The 17,502-nt window shown below is 71.7% G+C and carries 17 protein-coding genes and 2 pseudogenes; 9 read left to right on the forward strand and 10 right to left on the reverse strand.

The genetic code is table 11. The features are described 5' to 3' along the window. Positions 1 to 99: 99 nt before the first annotated feature. Entirely contained in the window at positions 100 to 3,621 is a 3,522-nt protein-coding gene (locus tag WJ438_RS30625; RefSeq protein WP_406728096.1) for a S8 family serine peptidase, read from the reverse strand. 441 nt (positions 3,622 to 4,062) lie between these two features. Between WJ438_RS30625 and WJ438_RS30630 the strand changes: the two genes are divergently transcribed. Beyond that, the gene (locus WJ438_RS30630; protein ID WP_406728097.1) at positions 4,063 to 4,842 is read left to right on the forward strand and encodes a nucleotidyltransferase family protein; all 780 of its coding nucleotides are present in this window, start codon (positions 4,063 to 4,065) and stop codon (positions 4,840 to 4,842) included. Here the strand turns inward: WJ438_RS30630 and WJ438_RS30635 are convergent. From WJ438_RS30635 to WJ438_RS30645, 3 genes and pseudogenes are all read right to left on the reverse strand, one after another. After that, positions 4,818 to 5,206 (reverse strand): annotated as a pseudogene (locus WJ438_RS30635) (DEAD/DEAH box helicase); the annotation flags it as partial. The gene WJ438_RS30630 and the pseudogene WJ438_RS30635 overlap by 25 nt on opposite strands. 22 nt (positions 5,207 to 5,228) lie before the next feature. After that, positions 5,229 to 6,575, reverse strand: a complete 1,347-nt coding sequence (locus WJ438_RS30640; protein ID WP_406729856.1) for a DHA2 family efflux MFS transporter permease subunit — start codon at positions 6,573 to 6,575, stop codon at positions 5,229 to 5,231. A gap of 52 nt (positions 6,576 to 6,627) precedes the next feature. After that, positions 6,628 to 6,879, reverse strand: coding sequence for an NADPH-dependent FMN reductase (locus WJ438_RS30645; RefSeq protein ID WP_406728098.1), 252 nt, complete (start codon positions 6,877 to 6,879; stop codon positions 6,628 to 6,630). Here WJ438_RS30645 and WJ438_RS30650 point away from each other — a divergent pair. Together WJ438_RS30650 and WJ438_RS30655 are read left to right on the forward strand one after the other, a co-directional pair. After that, positions 6,802 to 7,170, forward strand: a pseudogene (locus WJ438_RS30650) (DUF899 family protein); the annotation flags it as partial. The gene WJ438_RS30645 and the pseudogene WJ438_RS30650 sit on opposite strands and share 78 nt — an antisense overlap. A gap of 142 nt (positions 7,171 to 7,312) precedes the next feature. Further along, the gene (locus WJ438_RS30655; protein WP_406728099.1) at positions 7,313 to 7,525 is read left to right on the forward strand and encodes a hypothetical protein; all 213 of its coding nucleotides are present in this window, start codon (positions 7,313 to 7,315) and stop codon (positions 7,523 to 7,525) included. Here WJ438_RS30655 and WJ438_RS30660 read toward each other — a convergent pair. After that, entirely contained in the window at positions 7,515 to 7,889 is a 375-nt protein-coding gene (locus WJ438_RS30660; RefSeq protein ID WP_406729857.1) for a hypothetical protein, read from the reverse strand. The genes WJ438_RS30655 and WJ438_RS30660 overlap by 11 nt on opposite strands. 50 nt (positions 7,890 to 7,939) lie before the next feature. Further along, positions 7,940 to 8,677 carry an ATP-binding protein gene (locus WJ438_RS30665; protein ID WP_406728100.1) on the reverse strand — a complete coding sequence of 246 codons (738 nt, stop codon included), beginning with the start codon at positions 8,675 to 8,677 and terminating at the stop codon, positions 7,940 to 7,942. 188 nt (positions 8,678 to 8,865) lie between these two features. On the opposite strand from WJ438_RS30665, the gene WJ438_RS30670 reads away from it, so the two are divergent. The 3 genes from WJ438_RS30670 (at position 8,866) to WJ438_RS30680 (ending at position 10,970) form a co-directional block, all read left to right on the forward strand. Next, positions 8,866 to 9,726, forward strand: coding sequence for a helix-turn-helix domain-containing protein (locus WJ438_RS30670; protein ID WP_406728101.1), 861 nt, complete (start codon positions 8,866 to 8,868; stop codon positions 9,724 to 9,726). A gap of 24 nt (positions 9,727 to 9,750) precedes the next feature. Further along, positions 9,751 to 10,032: a DUF397 domain-containing protein gene (locus WJ438_RS30675; RefSeq protein ID WP_406729858.1), complete on the forward strand. Its 282-nt coding sequence runs from the start codon at positions 9,751 to 9,753 to the stop codon at positions 10,030 to 10,032. Between the two features lie 131 nt (positions 10,033 to 10,163). After that, positions 10,164 to 10,970 (forward strand): SAM-dependent methyltransferase, encoded by an 807-nt coding sequence (locus WJ438_RS30680; protein WP_406728102.1) that lies wholly within the window; start codon positions 10,164 to 10,166, stop codon positions 10,968 to 10,970. Positions 10,971 to 11,054: 84 nt separating this feature from the next. Here the strand turns inward: WJ438_RS30680 and WJ438_RS30685 are convergent, their stop codons facing one another. Both WJ438_RS30685 and WJ438_RS30690 read right to left on the reverse strand, forming a co-directional pair. After that, on the reverse strand, positions 11,055 to 12,551 hold the full coding sequence (locus WJ438_RS30685) for a glutamate synthase subunit beta (RefSeq protein ID WP_406728103.1): 1,497 nt from the start codon (positions 12,549 to 12,551) through the stop codon (positions 11,055 to 11,057). Between the two features lie 168 nt (positions 12,552 to 12,719). Then, the gene (locus WJ438_RS30690) at positions 12,720 to 13,199 is read right to left on the reverse strand and encodes a DUF1772 domain-containing protein (protein ID WP_406728104.1); all 480 of its coding nucleotides are present in this window, start codon (positions 13,197 to 13,199) and stop codon (positions 12,720 to 12,722) included. Between the two features lie 190 nt (positions 13,200 to 13,389). Here WJ438_RS30690 and WJ438_RS30695 point away from each other — a divergent pair, with 190 nt between their 5' ends. The 3 genes from WJ438_RS30695 to WJ438_RS30705 all read left to right on the forward strand — a co-directional run bounded on the left by WJ438_RS30695 (position 13,390) and on the right by WJ438_RS30705 (position 15,496). Continuing rightward, positions 13,390 to 14,022, forward strand: a complete 633-nt coding sequence (locus tag WJ438_RS30695) for a uridine kinase (RefSeq protein ID WP_406728105.1) — start codon at positions 13,390 to 13,392, stop codon at positions 14,020 to 14,022. Positions 14,023 to 14,168: 146 nt separating this feature from the next. Then, positions 14,169 to 14,597 (forward strand): CBS domain-containing protein, encoded by a 429-nt coding sequence (locus WJ438_RS30700; RefSeq protein WP_406728106.1) that lies wholly within the window; start codon positions 14,169 to 14,171, stop codon positions 14,595 to 14,597. Between the two features lie 104 nt (positions 14,598 to 14,701). After that, complete coding sequence (locus WJ438_RS30705) at positions 14,702 to 15,496, forward strand: methyltransferase domain-containing protein (protein WP_406728107.1); 795 nt, start codon at positions 14,702 to 14,704, stop codon at positions 15,494 to 15,496. Positions 15,497 to 15,562: 66 nt separating this feature from the next. Here WJ438_RS30705 and WJ438_RS30710 read toward each other — a convergent pair whose 3' ends face one another. Together WJ438_RS30710 and WJ438_RS30715 are read right to left on the reverse strand one after the other, a co-directional pair. After that, a complete protein-coding gene (locus WJ438_RS30710; protein ID WP_406729859.1) occupies positions 15,563 to 16,519 on the reverse strand; it encodes a carbohydrate kinase family protein in 957 nt (318 codons plus the stop codon). Positions 16,520 to 16,527: 8 nt separating this feature from the next. Then, on the reverse strand, positions 16,528 to 17,436 hold the full coding sequence (locus WJ438_RS30715; protein WP_406728108.1) for a pseudouridine-5'-phosphate glycosidase: 909 nt from the start codon (positions 17,434 to 17,436) through the stop codon (positions 16,528 to 16,530). Positions 17,437 to 17,502 lie beyond the last annotated feature (66 nt).

The following is a 17,502-nucleotide window of genomic DNA, read 5'->3' on the forward strand; positions in this document are numbered from 1 at the left end:
TACCGAACCCTGAGGGTTCGGTACAGGCGCCGTCGCAGGGCAAGAGGAGGAGCAGGAACGGGGCCCGTCCCGCGACGGGCGCGGGACGGGCCGTGGTGCTCAGTGCCGCGTACGGCTCACGAAAGGTCGGGCCGTTCGGTGACGCGGATGGCGTTCACCAGTGTCTTGCCCGAGTTCGCGACGAAGCGGACGTTCAGCACTCCGTCGGTGACCGTCACCGTGTAGGTGCGCTGCAGAGCCGGTGTAGGTGCCGGCCTCAAGGGCGATGTCCAGACTCGGCTCGACCTCCTTGCCCTCCGCGACCACGTCGAAGACCCGGGCGGTCGGCTTCGTCGACGACAGCTCCGCGAAGTCCAGCTCCACGGTGTATACGCCGTTCGGAACGTTGCCGAAGCGGTACTCGTGCATGCCCTCACGGGCCGTCGTGAACCGCTGGGGGTCCTGAGTACCGGCGATCGCCTCCTTCGTCGACTTCGTCTTCGTGGTGCCGAGGTACCCGAAGGGCCCGTTGCCGTACGCCCGGTCCGGCTGCCAGCTGTCGCCGCGGGCGTCCGTCGACGAGGAGCCGGTGCCGCTGTCGAGCGCCTGCTGGTAGCCGGGAACGACCAGCTTCACCGGGACCTTGAGCTCCGGGGCACGCCCGCTGTCGGAACGCACCAGCAGGTCCGCCGAGAGCACGTCGCCGGGCTTGTGGCCCGTGGTGTCGAAGCCGAGCTTCGACGTCTGCTCGGCGCCCTTCGCCAGGTCGCCCCGGGCGGGCGAGACCGTGAGCCACGGCACGTCCCGCGCCGCGCCGTCGACGGCTTCGACGATCGTGTACGGGGTCGCGGAACCGGTGTTGGACAGGGTCACCGTCCGTTCCCGCGTCTGGTCGGCGGGGGCGATGACCGTGACCTGCTTCTGGTCGAGCGCGACCCGGCCGGTGGCCAGGGAGGCACTCGCGTCGGCGGCGCGGCCCGGCTCCACGGTGACGGCCTTCTCCTCGCCGGTGTATCCCGTGGCCGAGAACGCCAGCGTGTGCGCGCCCGTGTCCAGCTGCAGCGCGTACCTGCCGTCGGAGTCCGTCGTGGTGTTCGTCGAGCCCGTGGCCACCTCGACGCCGGACACCGGCCCGTTGTCGTTGTCGTCCGTGACCGTGCCGAGCACGACACCGGACTTCGTCGTGCGGAAGGCGACGCTGAGGCCGTCGGAGATCGCCTCGGAGTTGTAGGAGTATTCGAAGGCGTCCGTACCGGTGGCGTTCTCGACGCCGACGGTGGCGCTCCTGCCGGTGGAGTAGCCGCCGGTGGTGTCGGCGATGTCCTTGTACCGGTAGGTGACGGAGCCGTCCTCGCCGATCTCGGCGGAGAAGGAGAACGGGACGCCCTGGTCGTACCAGTTCACGATGTCCCGCCACTCGACGACGAGCGTCCGGTTCGGGTACTCGCCTCTGACCGTGGTGTAGACGCCGCCGGCGTCGGCGCGGACCAGCAGGTCGTCCCAGAACGGGTAGAGAGCCGCGTTCGGGGTGGTGGTGCGGGGCAGAGTGGTGTTGGCGTTGCTGGAGTTGGCCGCGAGGAAGTTCAGGTATCCGTTGGTGCTGACCCAGGCCGACTGGTAGGTCTTGCCGTAGAACGGAACCGGGAACGGCAGATCGATCTTGACGTTGGCGGAGTCACCGCTCAGGTTCAGCTTCTCGGTGCCCGCCACCCAGGGCTCGGCGCCGGTGGCGCACGCCGTGCCGAAGGTGTCGAGACGGTCGGGCAGGCGCACATCGGCAACCGTGTCACCGGTCACCGACACCTCCGCGCTCCCCGGCGTCACACAGCGCGAGTCGTGCGTGGCGTTCAGCGTGTACGTGCCGTGCGGCAGGGTCGCCTCGTAGCGGCCCCGGGCGTCCGCGGTGGCGGTCACCGGCGTGCCGGCGAAGGACAGCTCGGCGCCGCCCGCGGGGCCCGTCGAGGAGGTGACGGTGCCGGACACCTTGGCGGACGGAGCGGCGGTGAGGGTGAAGTCCCGCACCGTGTTCTGACCGTCGCTGACGGCTGCCGTGCCGGTCGCGTCGGTGTGACCGAACTTCTTGACCGTCAGGTCGTACTCGCCCACCGAGAGGGCGGGGAAGGTGTAGTCGCCCTCGGCGTCGGTGACGACCGTACGGTCGATCGGTCCGTCGGCGACGACCTGGGCGCCCGCGACGGCGTCGCCCGCGACGGTGACGGTGCCGGTCAGGGAACCGGTCGCGCCGCGCGGGGCGTCGCTCACCGCGGCGTAGGCGTCGAGCCGGCCCTCACCGAAGACGTTGTTGTCCTCCGCGGTACCACCACAGGTCAGGGCGGACACGTCGATCGCGGTGCCGTCGAGGAGCGCCTCAGTGGCCGACACGTCGCCGTGCAGGGAGGCCGACGCGGACCAGACCAGAGCGACGGCACCGGCGGTGTGCGGGGACGCCATCGACGTACCGCTCAGCGAGCTGTAGCCACCGCCCGTGTAGGCGGAGCGGACATTGACGCCGGGCGCGGCCAGGTTCGGCTTGATGGTGCCGTTCTCGCCCGTGCCGCGTGAGGAGAAGCTCGCGATGGCGTTACCGCTGTCGAACGCGCCGCTCGCGTAGCTGCTGACGTAGGAACCGGGGGAGCCCGCCGTGTTGCAGCCGGGGCCGCTGTTGCCGTTGGAGAAGGCGGGGAAGATGCCCGCCGTCCGCCAGGAGGTCACCACGTCCTGGTACCAGGGATCCTGAACGCTCGATCCCCACGAGTTGTTCACGATGTCCGGGGCCAGATCGGGCCGGGGGTTGGCGCCGTCGGCGTCGGTCGGCGCGACCACCCACTGCCCGGAGGCGAGCAGGGACGCGCGGGAGCAGCTGCTGCTCTCGCAGCCCTTGGCGGCGATCCAGGTGGCGCCGGGGGCGACACCGATCTGGTTGCCGCTGCCGTCGTCGCCGACCATGGTGCCCATGGTGTGGGTGCCGTGGCCGTTGTTGTCGCAGGGGCTGTCGCCCGCGCACACGTTGGCCGGGTCGAACCAGTTGTAGTCATGGGAGAAGGAGCCGTCGGCGTTGCGGCCCCGGTACTGGTCCGTGAGCGCCGGGTGGTCGTACTGGACGCCGCTGTCGATGTTGGCGATGACGACGCCCTCACCGCGCACGCCGTACGTGCTCCACACCTGCGGGGCGTTGATCCGGTCGACACCCCACTCGACGCCGTCGACGGTCGGCTCACTGCTGCCCTCGGCCGGTGTGTCGAGCTTGATCGTCTGGTCGGCCTCGATCGCCTGCACCTCGGGCAGCTCGGCGATCTTCGCGGCGAGCTCCATGTCGCCGACGACCTTGACGGAGTTGTCGATCCAGTACGGGACGGCGTCCGATCCGGCCGCCCCGGCCGCCTTGAGGACACCTGACTGGGTGTCCTGCGCGACCTTCTTCTTGGCCGTGAGCACGGCCTTGGCCTTGGCCGTCTTGCCCTCGGCGCGCTCGGCGACGGAAAGGTCGGCTTCCTTCTTCATGACGACCCAGAAGGTCGTCTTGTCCTTCTCGTCCAACTGCTTGAGCAGTTTCTGCTCGGCCTTGGCGCTCAGCAACTCCTGCGCCGTGGGGGCGACTGGCTCGGCGGCTGCCGCGACTCCGGCGCCCCAGGGCAATAACACCAGGGCTGCCAGAGAAGCCAGAGCGGTCCGACGTGGAGATCTTCGAGAGGATGCCACGGGTCTCCTTGATCTGGGAGGGCGGGGTTTGCCCACCGGTGAAGGAAGGATGACGTGGGGGGTTGCGCCGCCTGATGTGAAACATCTCCTGTGGGTGAGGAGTTGTGCGCACAACGTGACGACGCATCATGATGACCATGATGTGCCGGGCATGACAAGAGTGCGGTGTTTCCCGCTGTGCCGGATGTGCGAAGGCGCCCGGCGCGTCAGACGATGCGTGGCGGCACGGCCGGGGCGACCGATCCGGTGCCTGACGGGCCCGCGCACCACCGCGACGTCTCGCCGCCAGGTATGTCGTTCGACCGTGCGCGGGCGTCCCCGTACCCTGCTCGTCGGCCGACCGCACTGCCCGATGACCGTTGTCGACTGCCAGGAGCCGCCACCGTGTCGCCCTCTCCGTCCGACCGGGCCTTCCTCGACGCGACCGCCGACCGGCTCGCCGCCCTTCCCGGCGTCCGGGCCGTCACCCTCGGCGGCTCACGCGCCCAGGGCACCGAACGGCCCGACAGCGACTGGGACTTGGCGGTCTACTACCGGGGAGCCTTCGACCCGGACGACCTGCGCGCGATCGGCTGGAAGGGAGAGGTCTCCGAGATCGGCGGCTGGGGTGGCGGCATCTTCAACGGCGGCGCCTGGCTGAGCGTCGACGGGCGCCGCGTCGACGTCCACTACCGTGACCTCGACGTCGTCGAGCACGAGCTGACCGAGGCGGAACACGGCCGCTTCCGGGTGGAACCGCTGATGTTCCACCTTGCCGGCATCCCGACGTACCTGCTCGTCGCGGAGCTCGCGATCAACAGAACGTTGCGCGGCGACCTCCCCCGCCCCGCCGCCTACCCGCAGGCCCTGCGCGAGACCGCCCCGCCCCGCTGGTACGGCACGGCCACCGCCACCCTCGCCTACGCCAAGGCCGGCCACGCCCCCAAGGGTGCCCTCACCCAGGTCGCGGGAGCCATCGCCGTCGCCGCGACCCACACCGCGCACGCGGTGATGGCGGCGCGGGGGGAGTGGGTGACGAATGAGAAGGGGCTGGTCGAGCGGGCGGGGCTGACCGACGTGGACGCGCTGACGGAAGGCCTGACGCGGAGCCCGGACGATCTCGTCCGGGCGGTCGTCGACGCCGAAGCGCTGCTGCGCCAGTCCGTGTCCTGCGCTCCTTCGTAGGTGTGGAACTCGTCCAGCACCACATACGCGATCTCCGTGTCCTGCCACAACGGCCGGTTCCCGCCGCGCTGGAGCAGCAGGTCGAGCACCTCGTAGTCGGTGATCAGCACGTCCGGCGGCGAGACGCGCATCTCCTCGCGCCGGGTCAGCACCCGCCGGAAGTCGGTGTCCGGCCGGTCGCCGATGTACAGCCCCGCCGTGACCTGGGCGAGGTCCGGCTCCGCGAGGTACTCGCCGATCCGCCCGCCTGGTCGGTGGCGAGCGCGTTCACCGGATACAGCAGCACGGCCTTGACCCCGCGTCGGCCGCGCGCCTTCTCCCGCCGGCAGTGGTCCGGCACCGGAACCAGGAACGACTCGGTCTTCCTGACGGCCCGGCGTTCGTGTTCACGGCCGGTGCTTCGGCAGGCGCACGGCCATCGGCAGCGCCAGCGCCATCAGGCCCGCCCCGCACAGCAGTGTCGTACGGAATCCGTCCGTCGCCGTCAGCAGCGAAGCCGTCAGTGCCGTGCCGACGGACGCGGCCACCTGGGAGACGATGTTCAGCGCCGTGCTGCCGGCGGCGACCTCGGTGTCCGCGAGACCGCGCGTGGCGGAGGCGATGACGGGCATGTTCGTCATGCCGACCCCGGTGCCCATGACGGCGAGGGAGGCGACCAGGCGCCAGTACGGGACGTCGGAGCCGGCCTGGACGGCGAAGGCAAGGAAGCCCGTGACGGCGACCAGGACGCCCGGTACGACGATCGTGCGCGGCGCCATACGGTCCGAGATCCGGCTGGAGATCTGCATCACCGTGCCGCTGCACAGGAACTGGGGCACCATCAGCAGTCCGGCCTGCGTGGCGGACAGACCGCGCTCCTGCTGCCAGTACAGCGGCACCAGGATCATCGAACCGAAGTACGCGGCCGAGAACGGCACCATGGTCGCCACCGCACGGCCGACCGACGCCCTCCGCAGCAGCCGCAGGTCGAGCAGGGGGTGGGCCGCCCGCAGCGCCCGCACCGCGAAGGCGGCCACCAGCACCGCACCGGCGACGACCGGGACGACGGCCCCGGGGGCGCCGAAACCGCCGCGCTCACCGCCCAGGGTCAGCCCGTACAGCAGGAGGGCCAGGCCCGGGGGGAGCGTCAGCAGTCCGGCCAGGTCCAGCGGGCGGCCGGTCCGCTCGCCGTCGCCGCACATGACCCGGGCTCCGAGCAGCAGGGCGAGGGCGCCGACCGGGACGTTGACGAAGAAGATCCAGCGCCAGGACAGCGCGTCGGTGAGGACGCCGCCGAGGACCGGACCCGCCATCGGGCCGACGAGGACGGGGATGCCGAGGACGCCCATCATCGTGCCCGTGCGTTCCGGCGGAGCGGCGCGCAGGACGACCGTCATGGCGACGGGCACGATCATGCCGCCGCCGAGTCCCTGCACCACGCGGAACGCGATCAGCGAACCGACGTTCCAGGCGAGGCCGGTGAGCCCCGAGCCGACGGTGAAGAGCGCGACGGCGGTGAGGAAGACCCGCTTGGCGCCGTACCGGCCCACCGCCCACGCGGTGACCGGGATGACGGTCGCCAGCGCCAGCGAGTAGCCGGTCACCGTCCACTGGACGACGGACAGGGGCGCGTCGAAGGCGCGTGAGAGGTGGCCCAGGGCGACATTGACGATGGTCATGTCGAGCACCGTCATGAACGAGCCGAGCACCACGACGCCCGCGAGGGCCAGGGCGTGCCGGGGGACGGCGGGCAGGGGCGGCCCCCCGCTCCCGCCTCTTCCCCGGTCCGCGCCGGGAGGGCGGTGCTCATCGCGCTCCGTACGCGGCGTGGGCGCGCCCGGCTCGCAGCGTCCGCCCCCACCAGGTCAGCTGGTCCAGCATCGCCTTGCCCGCTCCCTCGGGGATCTCGGGCCGCAGCAGTGAGCCGTCCTCGGCGAAGTTCTCCCACGCGTTGTGGAAGCTCACCGTGTCCCGCATCGTGACGCTGTGCAGTTCGGCGAAGACCAGTCGCAGATGCTCGACCGCGCGCAGGCCGCCGGCCAGGCCCCCGTAGGACACGAAGCCGACAGGTTTGGCCTGCCACTGGTCGAACGGCCCGGCCTCAGCTGCTTCCTGTGGGAGGGGGACCGGGTCTTCCACACCTACTCGACCTACGAACGCGGCCTCAACGGACTCGGCTCGACCACCCTGCTGGACCTCACGGCACTCGGACGGCAGGAGGAGTGGGAGGAGCCCAGGGGGCGCGCGTCGGCTTTCGGAGCGCCTGCGGGCAGCGAGCGCATCCGCTATCACGACGAGGAAGACGAGGAAGACGAGTACGAGGGGTACGACATCTCGTACGGACGGTGACCGCATGTCCGGGAGAAGGGAGAGCTCGCTCACTCCTGGCGGTGAACGGATTTCAACTACGTCTCAGTAGCGTCACTGGGCGAGGCGTTCCCCCGTCGTTGGCGTTTAACTCTACGAGTACACGCCGGATGGGAGGCAGCAGGTGAACGGGCGAACGGTGCTTGAACGCTTTCCCGCGGGTGGGCCGCGGGGGTCCTGGCCGGCGGAGGAGTTCGCGCGGGCGCGGCGTCTGGAGGGCCTGCCCGCCGAGGTCGTCATGGACCTCGCGACCGACATGTTCCTGGTGATCGTCCGCAGAGGCGACGGCGGCGCCCACGCGGCCGCGTGGGCTGATCCACACGGCACTAGGCCGTGACCGGGCGGGACCAGCTCGGGGTGGTGCCCGTCAGGCGGCACACCGCCAGGTAGAGCGGTATAGGCGGGGTGTACGGGAGCGTGCAGTCGGGGCGGTGGATCAGGTGGGGGAGGTCCGGGGCATCGGGCACGACGGCACCGGTGTCGTAGCGCGCGGGGGCGGGCCACTCCAGGGCGTAGTCGGAATCGGACGGAACCAGCCACCACCAGTGCGCCTCATCGGCGTAGACGCACCCCACCCGGGGCAGCCGGGGCATGACCAGCGGTCCGAAACGGGCCGGTACCGCCACCGCGTCGCAGCCCATCGGCGCCGTCATCCCGTCGGGGACGGGCAGTCGCCGGGGCAGTGCGACCGGGGCGTGCAGCCCGCGCTGGAGGTGGACCAGCGTGTTCAGACTCAGTATTCGAGCGCCCGTCACGCCCGCCCTCCGTCCCGGCTGTGACGGCGCGTGGATATGCGCTCGCGCTGATGTGCGTTCGGGGCCCTCGCGGATGTCGCGGGCTTTGGGGCCGCCGCGGCGCGGTGCCGCTGCTGGGCTTTCTCGCCGTCGTCCGAGCCGTCGGAGGGGCCCGGCTTGGGCCGCTCGCCCCAGCCGAGGTCGTTGTGCGGCTCGTCGGGAGGGCGCGGCGTGTCCGCCTTGCGGGGCAGCTCGGCCCAGACCAGCAGTCCGGGACCGTGCTCGTGGGCGCCCCAGGCGTGGCACATGGCGTCGACGAGAAGCAGACCCCTTCCGTGCTCCTCCTCCGGCTGCTGCCGGGTGTTCGCCCGGGGCCGGCCGGGGGCGCAGCCCTCGTCCCGTACGGCTATGCGCACCAGGCCGTCGCCGTCGTGCAGCTCGCAGACGATGTGGCTGCTCGCGGTGTGCACGATGGCGTTGGTGACGAGCTCGGAGACGACCAGGGCCGCCGTGTCGCAGGTGTCCTCGCAGACCGACCAGCCGGTCAGCCGGGCCCTCGTCAGGCGTCTGGCCTGCGCGGGGGAACCCGGATGGGCGGCCAGTTCGAAACGGAACCGGCGTTGGGCGGCAGCCCCTGCGGGGTCGGTGGCTCCCGGGGCGGGGCCGAGACCGAAGAGGCTCGCAGCGGCGTCTGTTCCTAAGGGCACGGACGGAATCACGCCTGCCACTATCGCCCCGCCCTGCACACTTGGCAAGTGTCACTCTGAAAAATCCAGAGTGCTGTGTGACGGTTTGGATGGCCGTGGCACACTGCTCGCAACAGCACCCCGCGCGGCGCCAGTTGAGGCTGCCGAAGAAATGTTCGAATGGGTGAATGGTTCTTCGAACAGCTCCCGGATTGGCGCCGCCGGGCTGTCAGGAACCCTTTTCGTGGAGGTGGAGCGTGAGTGAACCGCGGTCCGCGCCGACGGTCGGCCAGGTCGTCCTCGGCCGGCGTCTGCTGGATCTGCGGGAAAGCGCCGGCCTCAAGCGTGAGGAGGCCGCTCGCGTCCTTCGCGTCGCTCCCGCCACGGTCCGCCGCATGGAGATGGCCGAGGTCGCGCTCAAGATCCCGTACCTCCAGATGCTGCTGAAGGCGTACGGCGTCTCCGACGAGGAGGCCGAGGCCTTCGTGCAACTGGCCGAGGACGCCAACCGGCCCGGCTGGTGGCAGCGCTTCCACGAGATCCTGCCCGGCTGGTTCTCGATGTACGTCAGCCTGGAGGGCGCGGCTACCCTCATCCGCAGCTACGAGCCCCACTTCGTCCCCGGACTGCTGCAGACCGAGGACTACGCGCGTGGCGTGCTGCGCTCGGGTGCCATCGGGCAGACCCGTCCCGAGGACATCGAGGGTCACGTCGCCCTGCGCATGCAACGGCAGGAGCTGCTCACCCGTGACGACGCGCCCCGGCTGTGGGTCGTCATGGACGAGACGGTGCTGCGCCGCCCGGTCGGCGGCCCGGAGGTGATGCGTGCCCAGATCGACAGACTTCTCGACGTCACGAAGATGCCCAACGTGACGCTGCAGGTCGCCCCGTTCGCCGGCGGGCCGCACCCCGGTACGTACGGGCCGTTCGTGCTGTTCCGATTCGGCATGCCCGAACTGCCGGACATGGTCTACAGCGAGTACCTGACCGGCGCCGTCTACCTGGACGCGCGTGCCGAGGTGGCGACCCACCTCGAGGTCATGGACCGCATGGCGGCGCAGGCCGCCACAGCACATCGCACGAAGGTGATCCTCAGGGATCTCCGCAAGGAGCTGTGAATGAACCACCTCAAGTCCCTGTCCATGGCGCTGGGCTCCCCCCTCCCGCTGCCCAAGCCGCGGGTCCGCACCGGGCGGATCTACAACGGCATGCCCGCGCGGGAGCTGGGCAGCGAGGGCTGGCACAAGCCGTGGAGCGGCGGCAACGGCGGCAACTGCCTGGAGGCGATGAAGCTCGACGACGGCCGGATCGCCGTACGGCAGTCCACCGACCCGGACGGACCGGCGCTGATCTACACCTCGGCCGAGATGACGGCCTTCATCGAGGGAGCGAAGGCGGGAGAGGCGGATTTCCTGCTGTCCTGACGCTTGCTGACCGTCCTACCTCTGCCTTCCGACCTTGCTTTCCCCGTTGGCCTGTTCCCCCTCTTCCGCACGTCCCGCCGGCTTGGCACTGAATTGATCACTAACAGTTGCAGACACTTACGGAGTTCGTCATGACCGGGCAGAAGCACCCCGTCGAGATCGACACGAGCAAGCCGCACACCGCGCGGATGTACGACTGGTACCTCGGCGGGAAGGACAACTACCCGGTCGACGAGGCCATGGGCAGGCAGATGCTCGCCCTCGACCCGAGAGTGCCGGTGATGGCCCGGGTGAACCGCGCCTTCATGCAGCGCGCCACGCGCTGGCTGGCCGGCCAGGGGATACGCCAGTTCCTCGACATCGGCACCGGCATCCCCACCGAGCCCAACCTCCACCAGATCGCCCAGCAGACCGCACCCGACGCCCGCGTCGTCTACTGCGACAACGACCCCATCGTGCTGGCCCACGCCGGGGCGCTGCTGCGCGGCACGGACGAGGGGGTGACCGAGTACCTCCAGGCCGACGTGCGCGAGCCGGAAACCATCCTGGAGGGCGCGCGGAAGATCCTCGACTTCGACCAGCCGATCGCACTGTCGCTCATCGCGCTGCTGCACTTCGTCTCCGACGAGGACGGCGCCCACGAGTTGGTCGGACGGCTCCTGGCCGACCTGCCCTCCGGCAGCCACCTGGTGATCTCCCACGCGACCTCCGACTTCACCCCCGAGGAATCGAAGGCGGCCACCGAGAAGCTCAAGGCCGCGGGCGTCACCCTGGCCCTGCGCTCCCGCGAGGAGTTCACCCGTCTCTTCGACGGCCTCGAACTGGTCGAACCCGGTGTCCAGGTGCCCCACAGGTGGCATCCCGAGCTGGGCGAGCCCGTGCCCGGCCAGGACGACGGGGTGATCCCGGGATACGGGGCGGTGGGGCGCAAGGCGTAGGTCGTAGCCCGCGGGTCGTAGCTCGCGCGGATCGCGGATCGCGTGGGCCGTGCGGGTCGTCCGCGGGTGGCTCCCGTCGGCGCGTCATACCGTCATCGGGCGGTCGTACGGGCCGATGGGAGCCGGGAGCCGGGTGGTGCCGTCGGTCAGGTGACGGTCGACGGCCGCCGCCACCGCCCGGCCCTCGGCGATCGCCCACACGATCAGCGACTGCCCACGGGCGGCGTCCCCCGCGGCGAACACGCCCGGCACATTCGTGGCGAAGCCGGCGTCGCGCGCGATCGTTCCGCGCGGCTCCAGCTCCAGACCGAGCCCGCTGACGAGCCCGTCCCCCCGGTCCGGTCCGGAGAAGCCGAGCGCGAGGAGGACGAGGTCGGCCGGGAGAACACGTTCGGTGCCCGGTACGGGGCGGCGCTCCGCGTCCACCTCGACCAGGTGCAGCGCCCGGACCCGCCGGTTCGCGTCGCCGGTGAGGCGTAGCGTGGACGCCGCGAACAGCCGCGCGTCCGAGTCCTCGGCGGCCGCCGGTGCCGTCCGCAGGGCGCGGGCCTCCTCGTGCGCGGCGGACAGCCGGTAGAGCTTCGGGTACGTCGGCCAGGGCTCGGTGTCCTCGTCGCGAGCGGTGCCCGGCCGGTCGTAGATGTCCAGCTGGGTCACGGACGCCGCTCCCTCCCGCACGGCCGTACCCAGACAGTCGGCGCCCGTGTCGCCGCCGCCGACGATGACGACATCCCTGCCCGCGGCGGACAGCGGGGACGTCTCCAGATCCCCCGCACAGACCCGGTTGGCGAGCGGCAGGTATTCCATGGCCTGGTGAACACCGGTCAGTTCCCGTCCCGGTACGGTCAGTTCACGCCACGCGGTCGCTCCGGTGGCGATCACCACGGCGTCGTAACGCGCCCGCAGCTCGGCGGCGTCGACATCGCGCCCGACCGTCGTGGACGTACGGAACTTCGTCCCCTCGGCCCGCATCTGCTCGACGCGCCGCTCCAGATGACGCTTCTCCATCTTGAACTCGGGGATGCCGTACCGCATCAGCCCGCCGATCCGGTCGTCCCGCTCGTACACGGCGACCGTGTGACCGGCCCGGGTCAGCTGCTGGGCCGCGGCCAGACCGGTGGGGCCCGAGCCGATCACCGCCACCGTCCGGCCGGAGAGCCGGTCCGGCGGGGCCGGTGCGGCGAAGCCCTCCTCCCAGGCGCGGTCGGCGATGGCGCACTCGACGTTCTTGATGGTGACGGCGGGCTGGTTGATGGCCAGCACACATCCCGCCTCGCAGGGCGCCGGGCAGAGTCTGCCGGTGAACTCGGGGAAGTTGTTCGTGGCGTGCAGCCGCTCCGCCGCGGCCCGCCAGTCCTCGCGCGAGACCAGGTCGTTCCAGTCGGGGATCAGATTGCCCAGCGGGCACGCCTCGTGGCAGAAGGGGACGCCACAGTCCATGCAGCGGTCGGCCTGCCGGCTGACGAGGGGCAGCAGCGCGCCGGGGACGTAGACCTCGTTCCAGTCACGGACCCGCTCCTCGACGGGCCTGCGCGGCCAGTCCTGGCGCGGCGTGGTCAGGAAACCCTTGGGATCGGCCATGGCCGTCTTCCTTGCGTGCGCGGGTGACGGGCCAGGCGTCGTGGGGCGGCGCTCCTCGGCCGTGGGGCGGCATCCCTCGGATGCGCTCTCCCCGGCGCTCTGCTCCTTGGCCACGATACGGCTGCTCCAGTGTGCCCGCAGGACTGCGGACAGCGCTTTCCGCCTCCGTCAGGTGAGGGCCAGTACGTAGACCACCGCGGCACCCGCCGAGGCGACCGTGCGCACGTGGTTCCACAGCGTCCACTCGCGCACATAGGCGGTCCAGTACGCGGAGGCGTCCGCGGTGCCCGGGGCGAGCCCGGCCAGCACGTTGTTGCGCGGCACGTTCGCGACCAGGGTGACCCCGAACCCGCCGAACAGATACAGCGCGCTGCCGGCCAGCAGTCCGACCGCGCCCTCGTCCGGCCACCTCACCCACGTCACCACGGCGATCGTCACGCACAGCAGTGCCGAGCCGAGGAACACCAGCATGAAGGGCGCCCGCACCGCGGCCACGTTGATCGACTGCATCGCGGCCACGCCCCGCGCGGGCGGCAACGCCGCGAGCCCTCTCATCACGAACGTCGAGAAGCAGCAGAACGCTCCCGCCACCAGCCCGGTTCCGAGCACCCCCAGCACCGTCAGCACGAAGTACGGTCCCTCGATCACGTCGTCCACTCCCGCCCGTCCGGCGGCCGGGACCCTTCCCCGCCGCCCACCGTCATCACCAGCGAAGCCGGAGACGGGCCCGGTGCCCATGGCCGAGCGTCGCGAGACCATACGCGGACGTCCAGCGCACCTCCGGCGGAGATCCCGGTGCGGGAGGCGTCGTCGTCGGCGGCCGGCGCATCATGGCCGTGTGCGATTCGAAGCGATCACCTGGGACCGGCTCGGCGACCTCCTCGCCGAGCGCCTGACGACGCTGAGGACGGCCGACGGCGGCCCCTGGCCGCGCGTCGCCCTCGACGGCGCCCCGGCCGGCCGCCCCGGAGACCTCGCCGAACGCGTCGCAGAGTCCCTGCGCGTCCGCGGGCGCCCCTCCCTCGTGGTGAGCACGGACGGTTTCCTGCGTCCCGCCTCGGTCCGGCTGGAGTACGGCCACCGGGACCTGGAGTCCTACTACGACGGCTGGTACGACACCGGCGCCCTCTGGCGCGAGGTGTTCGGACCCCTCGAACCCGGCGGGAGCGGACGCGTCCTGCCCGACCTGTGGGACCCGGTCACCGACCGCGCCACCCGCAGCCCCCGTGTCCCGCTGCCACCCGGCGGCGTACTGCTGCTGCACGGCCCGCTCCTCCTGCGGCACTGGTTCCCCTTCGACCTGAGCGTCCACGTCTCGCTCTCCCCGGGCGCCCTGCGCCGCCGCACCCCCGAGTCCGGGCACTGGACCCTGCCCGCCTTCGAGCGCTACGAGCAGGAGACCGACCCGGCCGGCACCGCCGACGTCCTGGTGCGCGCCGACGACCCCCAGCGCCCGGCCTGGCACGGCTGAGACCGGGTACGGCTGAGACCTCACGCGCACATGCGCGGGGGACCGGGCGGAAGTCCGGGGCCCGGGTGACGCGGTGGACAATGGAGAGCGCCGGTACTCGCGGTGCGCCCCGCGCCGCGCCGGCCATCCGGTAGGGGAGGCACCTCATGACCACCGCCGGAGACATCATGCACCGCGGCGCCCAGTGGATCCCCGCCCACGAGACACTCGACCGCGCCGCCCAGCTGATGCGCGACCTGAATGTCGGCGCGCTGCCCATCAGCGACGAGAACGAGCGGCTCTGCGGCATCCTCACCGACCGCGACATCGTCGTCGGCTGTGTCGCCATGGGCCACGACCCGGCCAAGACCACCGCGGGTGAGATGGCCAAGGGGACACCGCGCTGGATCGAGGCGGACGCCGACGTCAGCGAAGTCCTCCAGGAGATGCAGACGCACCGGATCCGCCGGCTTCCCGTCGTCGACGACAAGCGTCTGGTCGGCATGATCAGCGAAGCCGATCTCGCCCGGCACCTGACGGACGACCAGCTCGCCACCTGGGCCGAGAACGTCTACGCCAGGACCACGACCGGCTGACCCCCCGTCCCTCGATCCCGTCCGCCTGGCTCCCGGCTGTGGACACGCACGGGGCCGGAGCGTCACCTGTGCCGGGCAAACCAGGCAAATGGGATGATCGCGGCATGACGCGAACCGACGGGTACCCGCTCGACCACCGGCAGGCCGAGGCGGCGGAGCACCTCGACGCCTTCGCCGACCTGTTCGATCCCACCACGTTCCGGTATCTCGAAGCGGTCGGCGTCGGACCCGGCTGGCGCTGCTGGGAGGTCGGCGCCGGCAGTGGCTCCGTGGTGTCCTGGCTCGCCAAGAAGGTCGGACCGACCGGACGGGTGCTGGCCACCGGCACCGACATCGCCCGGCTCGCCCCGGCCGCCCGGCCGCCGGTGGAGGTACGCATCCACGACATCGGCACGGAGGAGCCGCCGGCGGGCGGTTTCGACCTGGTGCACGTGCGGCTCCCGCTCATCGGCGTGGCGGACTGCGAGCGTGCGGTGCGGTCGATGGTCGGGGCCCTGCGTCCCCGCGGGCGTCTTCTGGTCGAGGACACCGACCCCGCCCTGCAGCCCCTGGTCTGCCCGGACGAGTACGGTCCCGCACAGCGGCTCGCGAACCGGCTCCGGCAGGGCCTGCGCAAGCTCCTCAGTGACCGGGGAACCGACCTCGCCCATGGCCGCAGACTCCCGCGCCTGCTGCGGGAGACCGGACTGACCGAGGTACGGGCCGACGCGTACTTCCCGGTCGCGGCACCGGCCTGTGAGGCATTGGAATCCGCCACCATCCGCCTCGTCCGCGACCAACTCGTCACCGCGGGCATCGCCACGGCCCAGGACATCGACCGCCACCTCGCCAACGTCGCCTCCGGCACCCTGGACCTGGCGACGGCCCCGATGATCTCGGCCTGGGGACGCAAGGCGTAGACCCGGGGACCGTCGGGTGTCCGGACGCTCACCCGGTCGAGTGGTCGGCCGGGCGGTCGTGGTGCGTCACGTGGGTGAGGGCGGACGGCCGCCCACCTGCCGCACCGCCAGCGCACCCGCCCTGCATCCCTCCGCCGCCGCGTGCTGCGGACCGGCGCCCGCCATGAGGGTGGTGAGGAACGCGCCGGTGAAGGCGTCGCCGGCGCCCGTGCTGTCCCGGGGCGTCGTGGCCACGGCGGATACGCGGGCGCACACCCGGCCGGACCGGGCCAGCAGCGCCCCCTCGGCGCCCTGCTTGGTCACGACCAGTGGGACCCGCCGGCTCAATCGGGCCGCCGCGTCCGCCGCCTCGGGCACCCCGGTGAGCAGGCATGCCTCGTCACGGCTCGGCAGCAGGACGTCCACACCCTCGACCAGGGCCAGGAAACGGTCCGTACCCAGCTCCGCGAGGAAACCTGCCGACGCCGGATCCAGGCTCACCGGCACTCCACGTGCGCGTGCCGACCTCATGGCCACCGCCACGAACGCCCTGCTCGGTTCGGCGAACAGCAGATACCCCGACAGATGCAGCCGGGCCACCCCGTCCAGCAACGCGTCCGACCAGTCACCGGGTTCGAGCCGCAGCGAGGCGCCACTGTCGGTGAGGAAGGTCCGCTCGGCCGCCGCGCCTTCGTCGACCAGGCAGATCACCGTCCCGGTCGGTGCCCGCGGATCGATCACCAGCGAGGGGCGCACCCCGCGGGCGATCAGCTCCCGGGTGTGCCACGTCGCCGAGTCCTCGCCCACCCGCCCGAGCAGCCGCACCTCCGTGGTGCCCCAGCACGCCGCCCAGCAGGCCACGTTGGCTCCCGCGCCACCGGGGACCGTCCGTATCGCCGCCGCCGTGTCCGTACCGGGGGCGAGCGGCCCCCGGTGCCGGGCCACCACGTCGGTGAGGACGTCACCGACGACCAGCAGCGCACCGGAACGTCCGCCGGCCGCCCCCGCCGTCCGGCCCGCGGCACCGGTCCCGTCACCCGGCAAGGGTTCTGTCACGCCCCGGCCCAGGCCGCCGCGACGCGTGCCGCCAGTCGTACGTTGCCCCGGACCGCCGCCAGATTGGCGGCGAGGGAGGCACCGTCGGTGTGGCGCACCAAGTGGTCGAGCAGGAACGGAGTGACGGCCTGACCGGTGACGCCCTCCGCCTCGCACGCGCGCAGCGCCTCGCCCAGCACGCGCGCGTGCAGCCCGGGATCCAACTGCTCCTCCTCAGGCACAGGGTTGGCCACGATCAGCGCCGACTCGGGCCCGCCGAGCGCGTCCTGCGCCCGCATGACCCCGGCCACCTGTTCCGGGGTGTCCAGCCGCCAGTCCACGGGGTGCCCCGAGTCCGACAGATAGAAGCCGGGGAAGCGGTCCGTGCCGTACCCGGCGATCGCGACCCCCAGGGTCTCCAGCCGCTGCAGCGTCGCCGGTACGTCCAGGATCGACTTCACCCCCGCGCACACCACGGTGATCCGGGTCCGCGCGAGAAGCCCCAGGTCGGCCGACTCGTCCTGCGTCACGGTCCACTCGCGGTGCACCCCGCCGAGCCCGCCGGTCGCGAAGACCCGTACGCCCGCCAGCGCCGCGAGCAGGGCGGTGGCCGACACCGTGGTGGCGCCGCTCGCCCCGGAGGCCACCGCGAGCGGCAGATCACGATGGCCGAGCTTGCGGATGCCGTCCTCGCCCGCGACCCGCTCCAACTGCTCCTTGTCCAGGCCGACCCGGGGCCGCCCGTCCAGCACCGCGATCGTGGCGGGTACGGCACCCTCCTGCCGCACCGCCGCCTCCAGCTCCGTCGCCACCCGAAGGTTGCGTGGCCGGGGCAGCCCGTGCGCGATGATCGTGGACTCCAGGGCCACCACGGGCCGACGCGCGGCGATGGCCTCCTGCACCTCTTCGGACACCGTCAGGATCACGCGCCGTCTCCCGTCTGTTGCTCCTCCCTCATCTCTGGCGGGCCGGATGCCGGCCCAAACCCCTTG

This window comes from Streptomyces sp. GD-15H, assembly GCF_045291515.1.
Classification (GTDB): Bacteria; Actinomycetota; Actinomycetes; order Streptomycetales; family Streptomycetaceae; genus Streptomyces.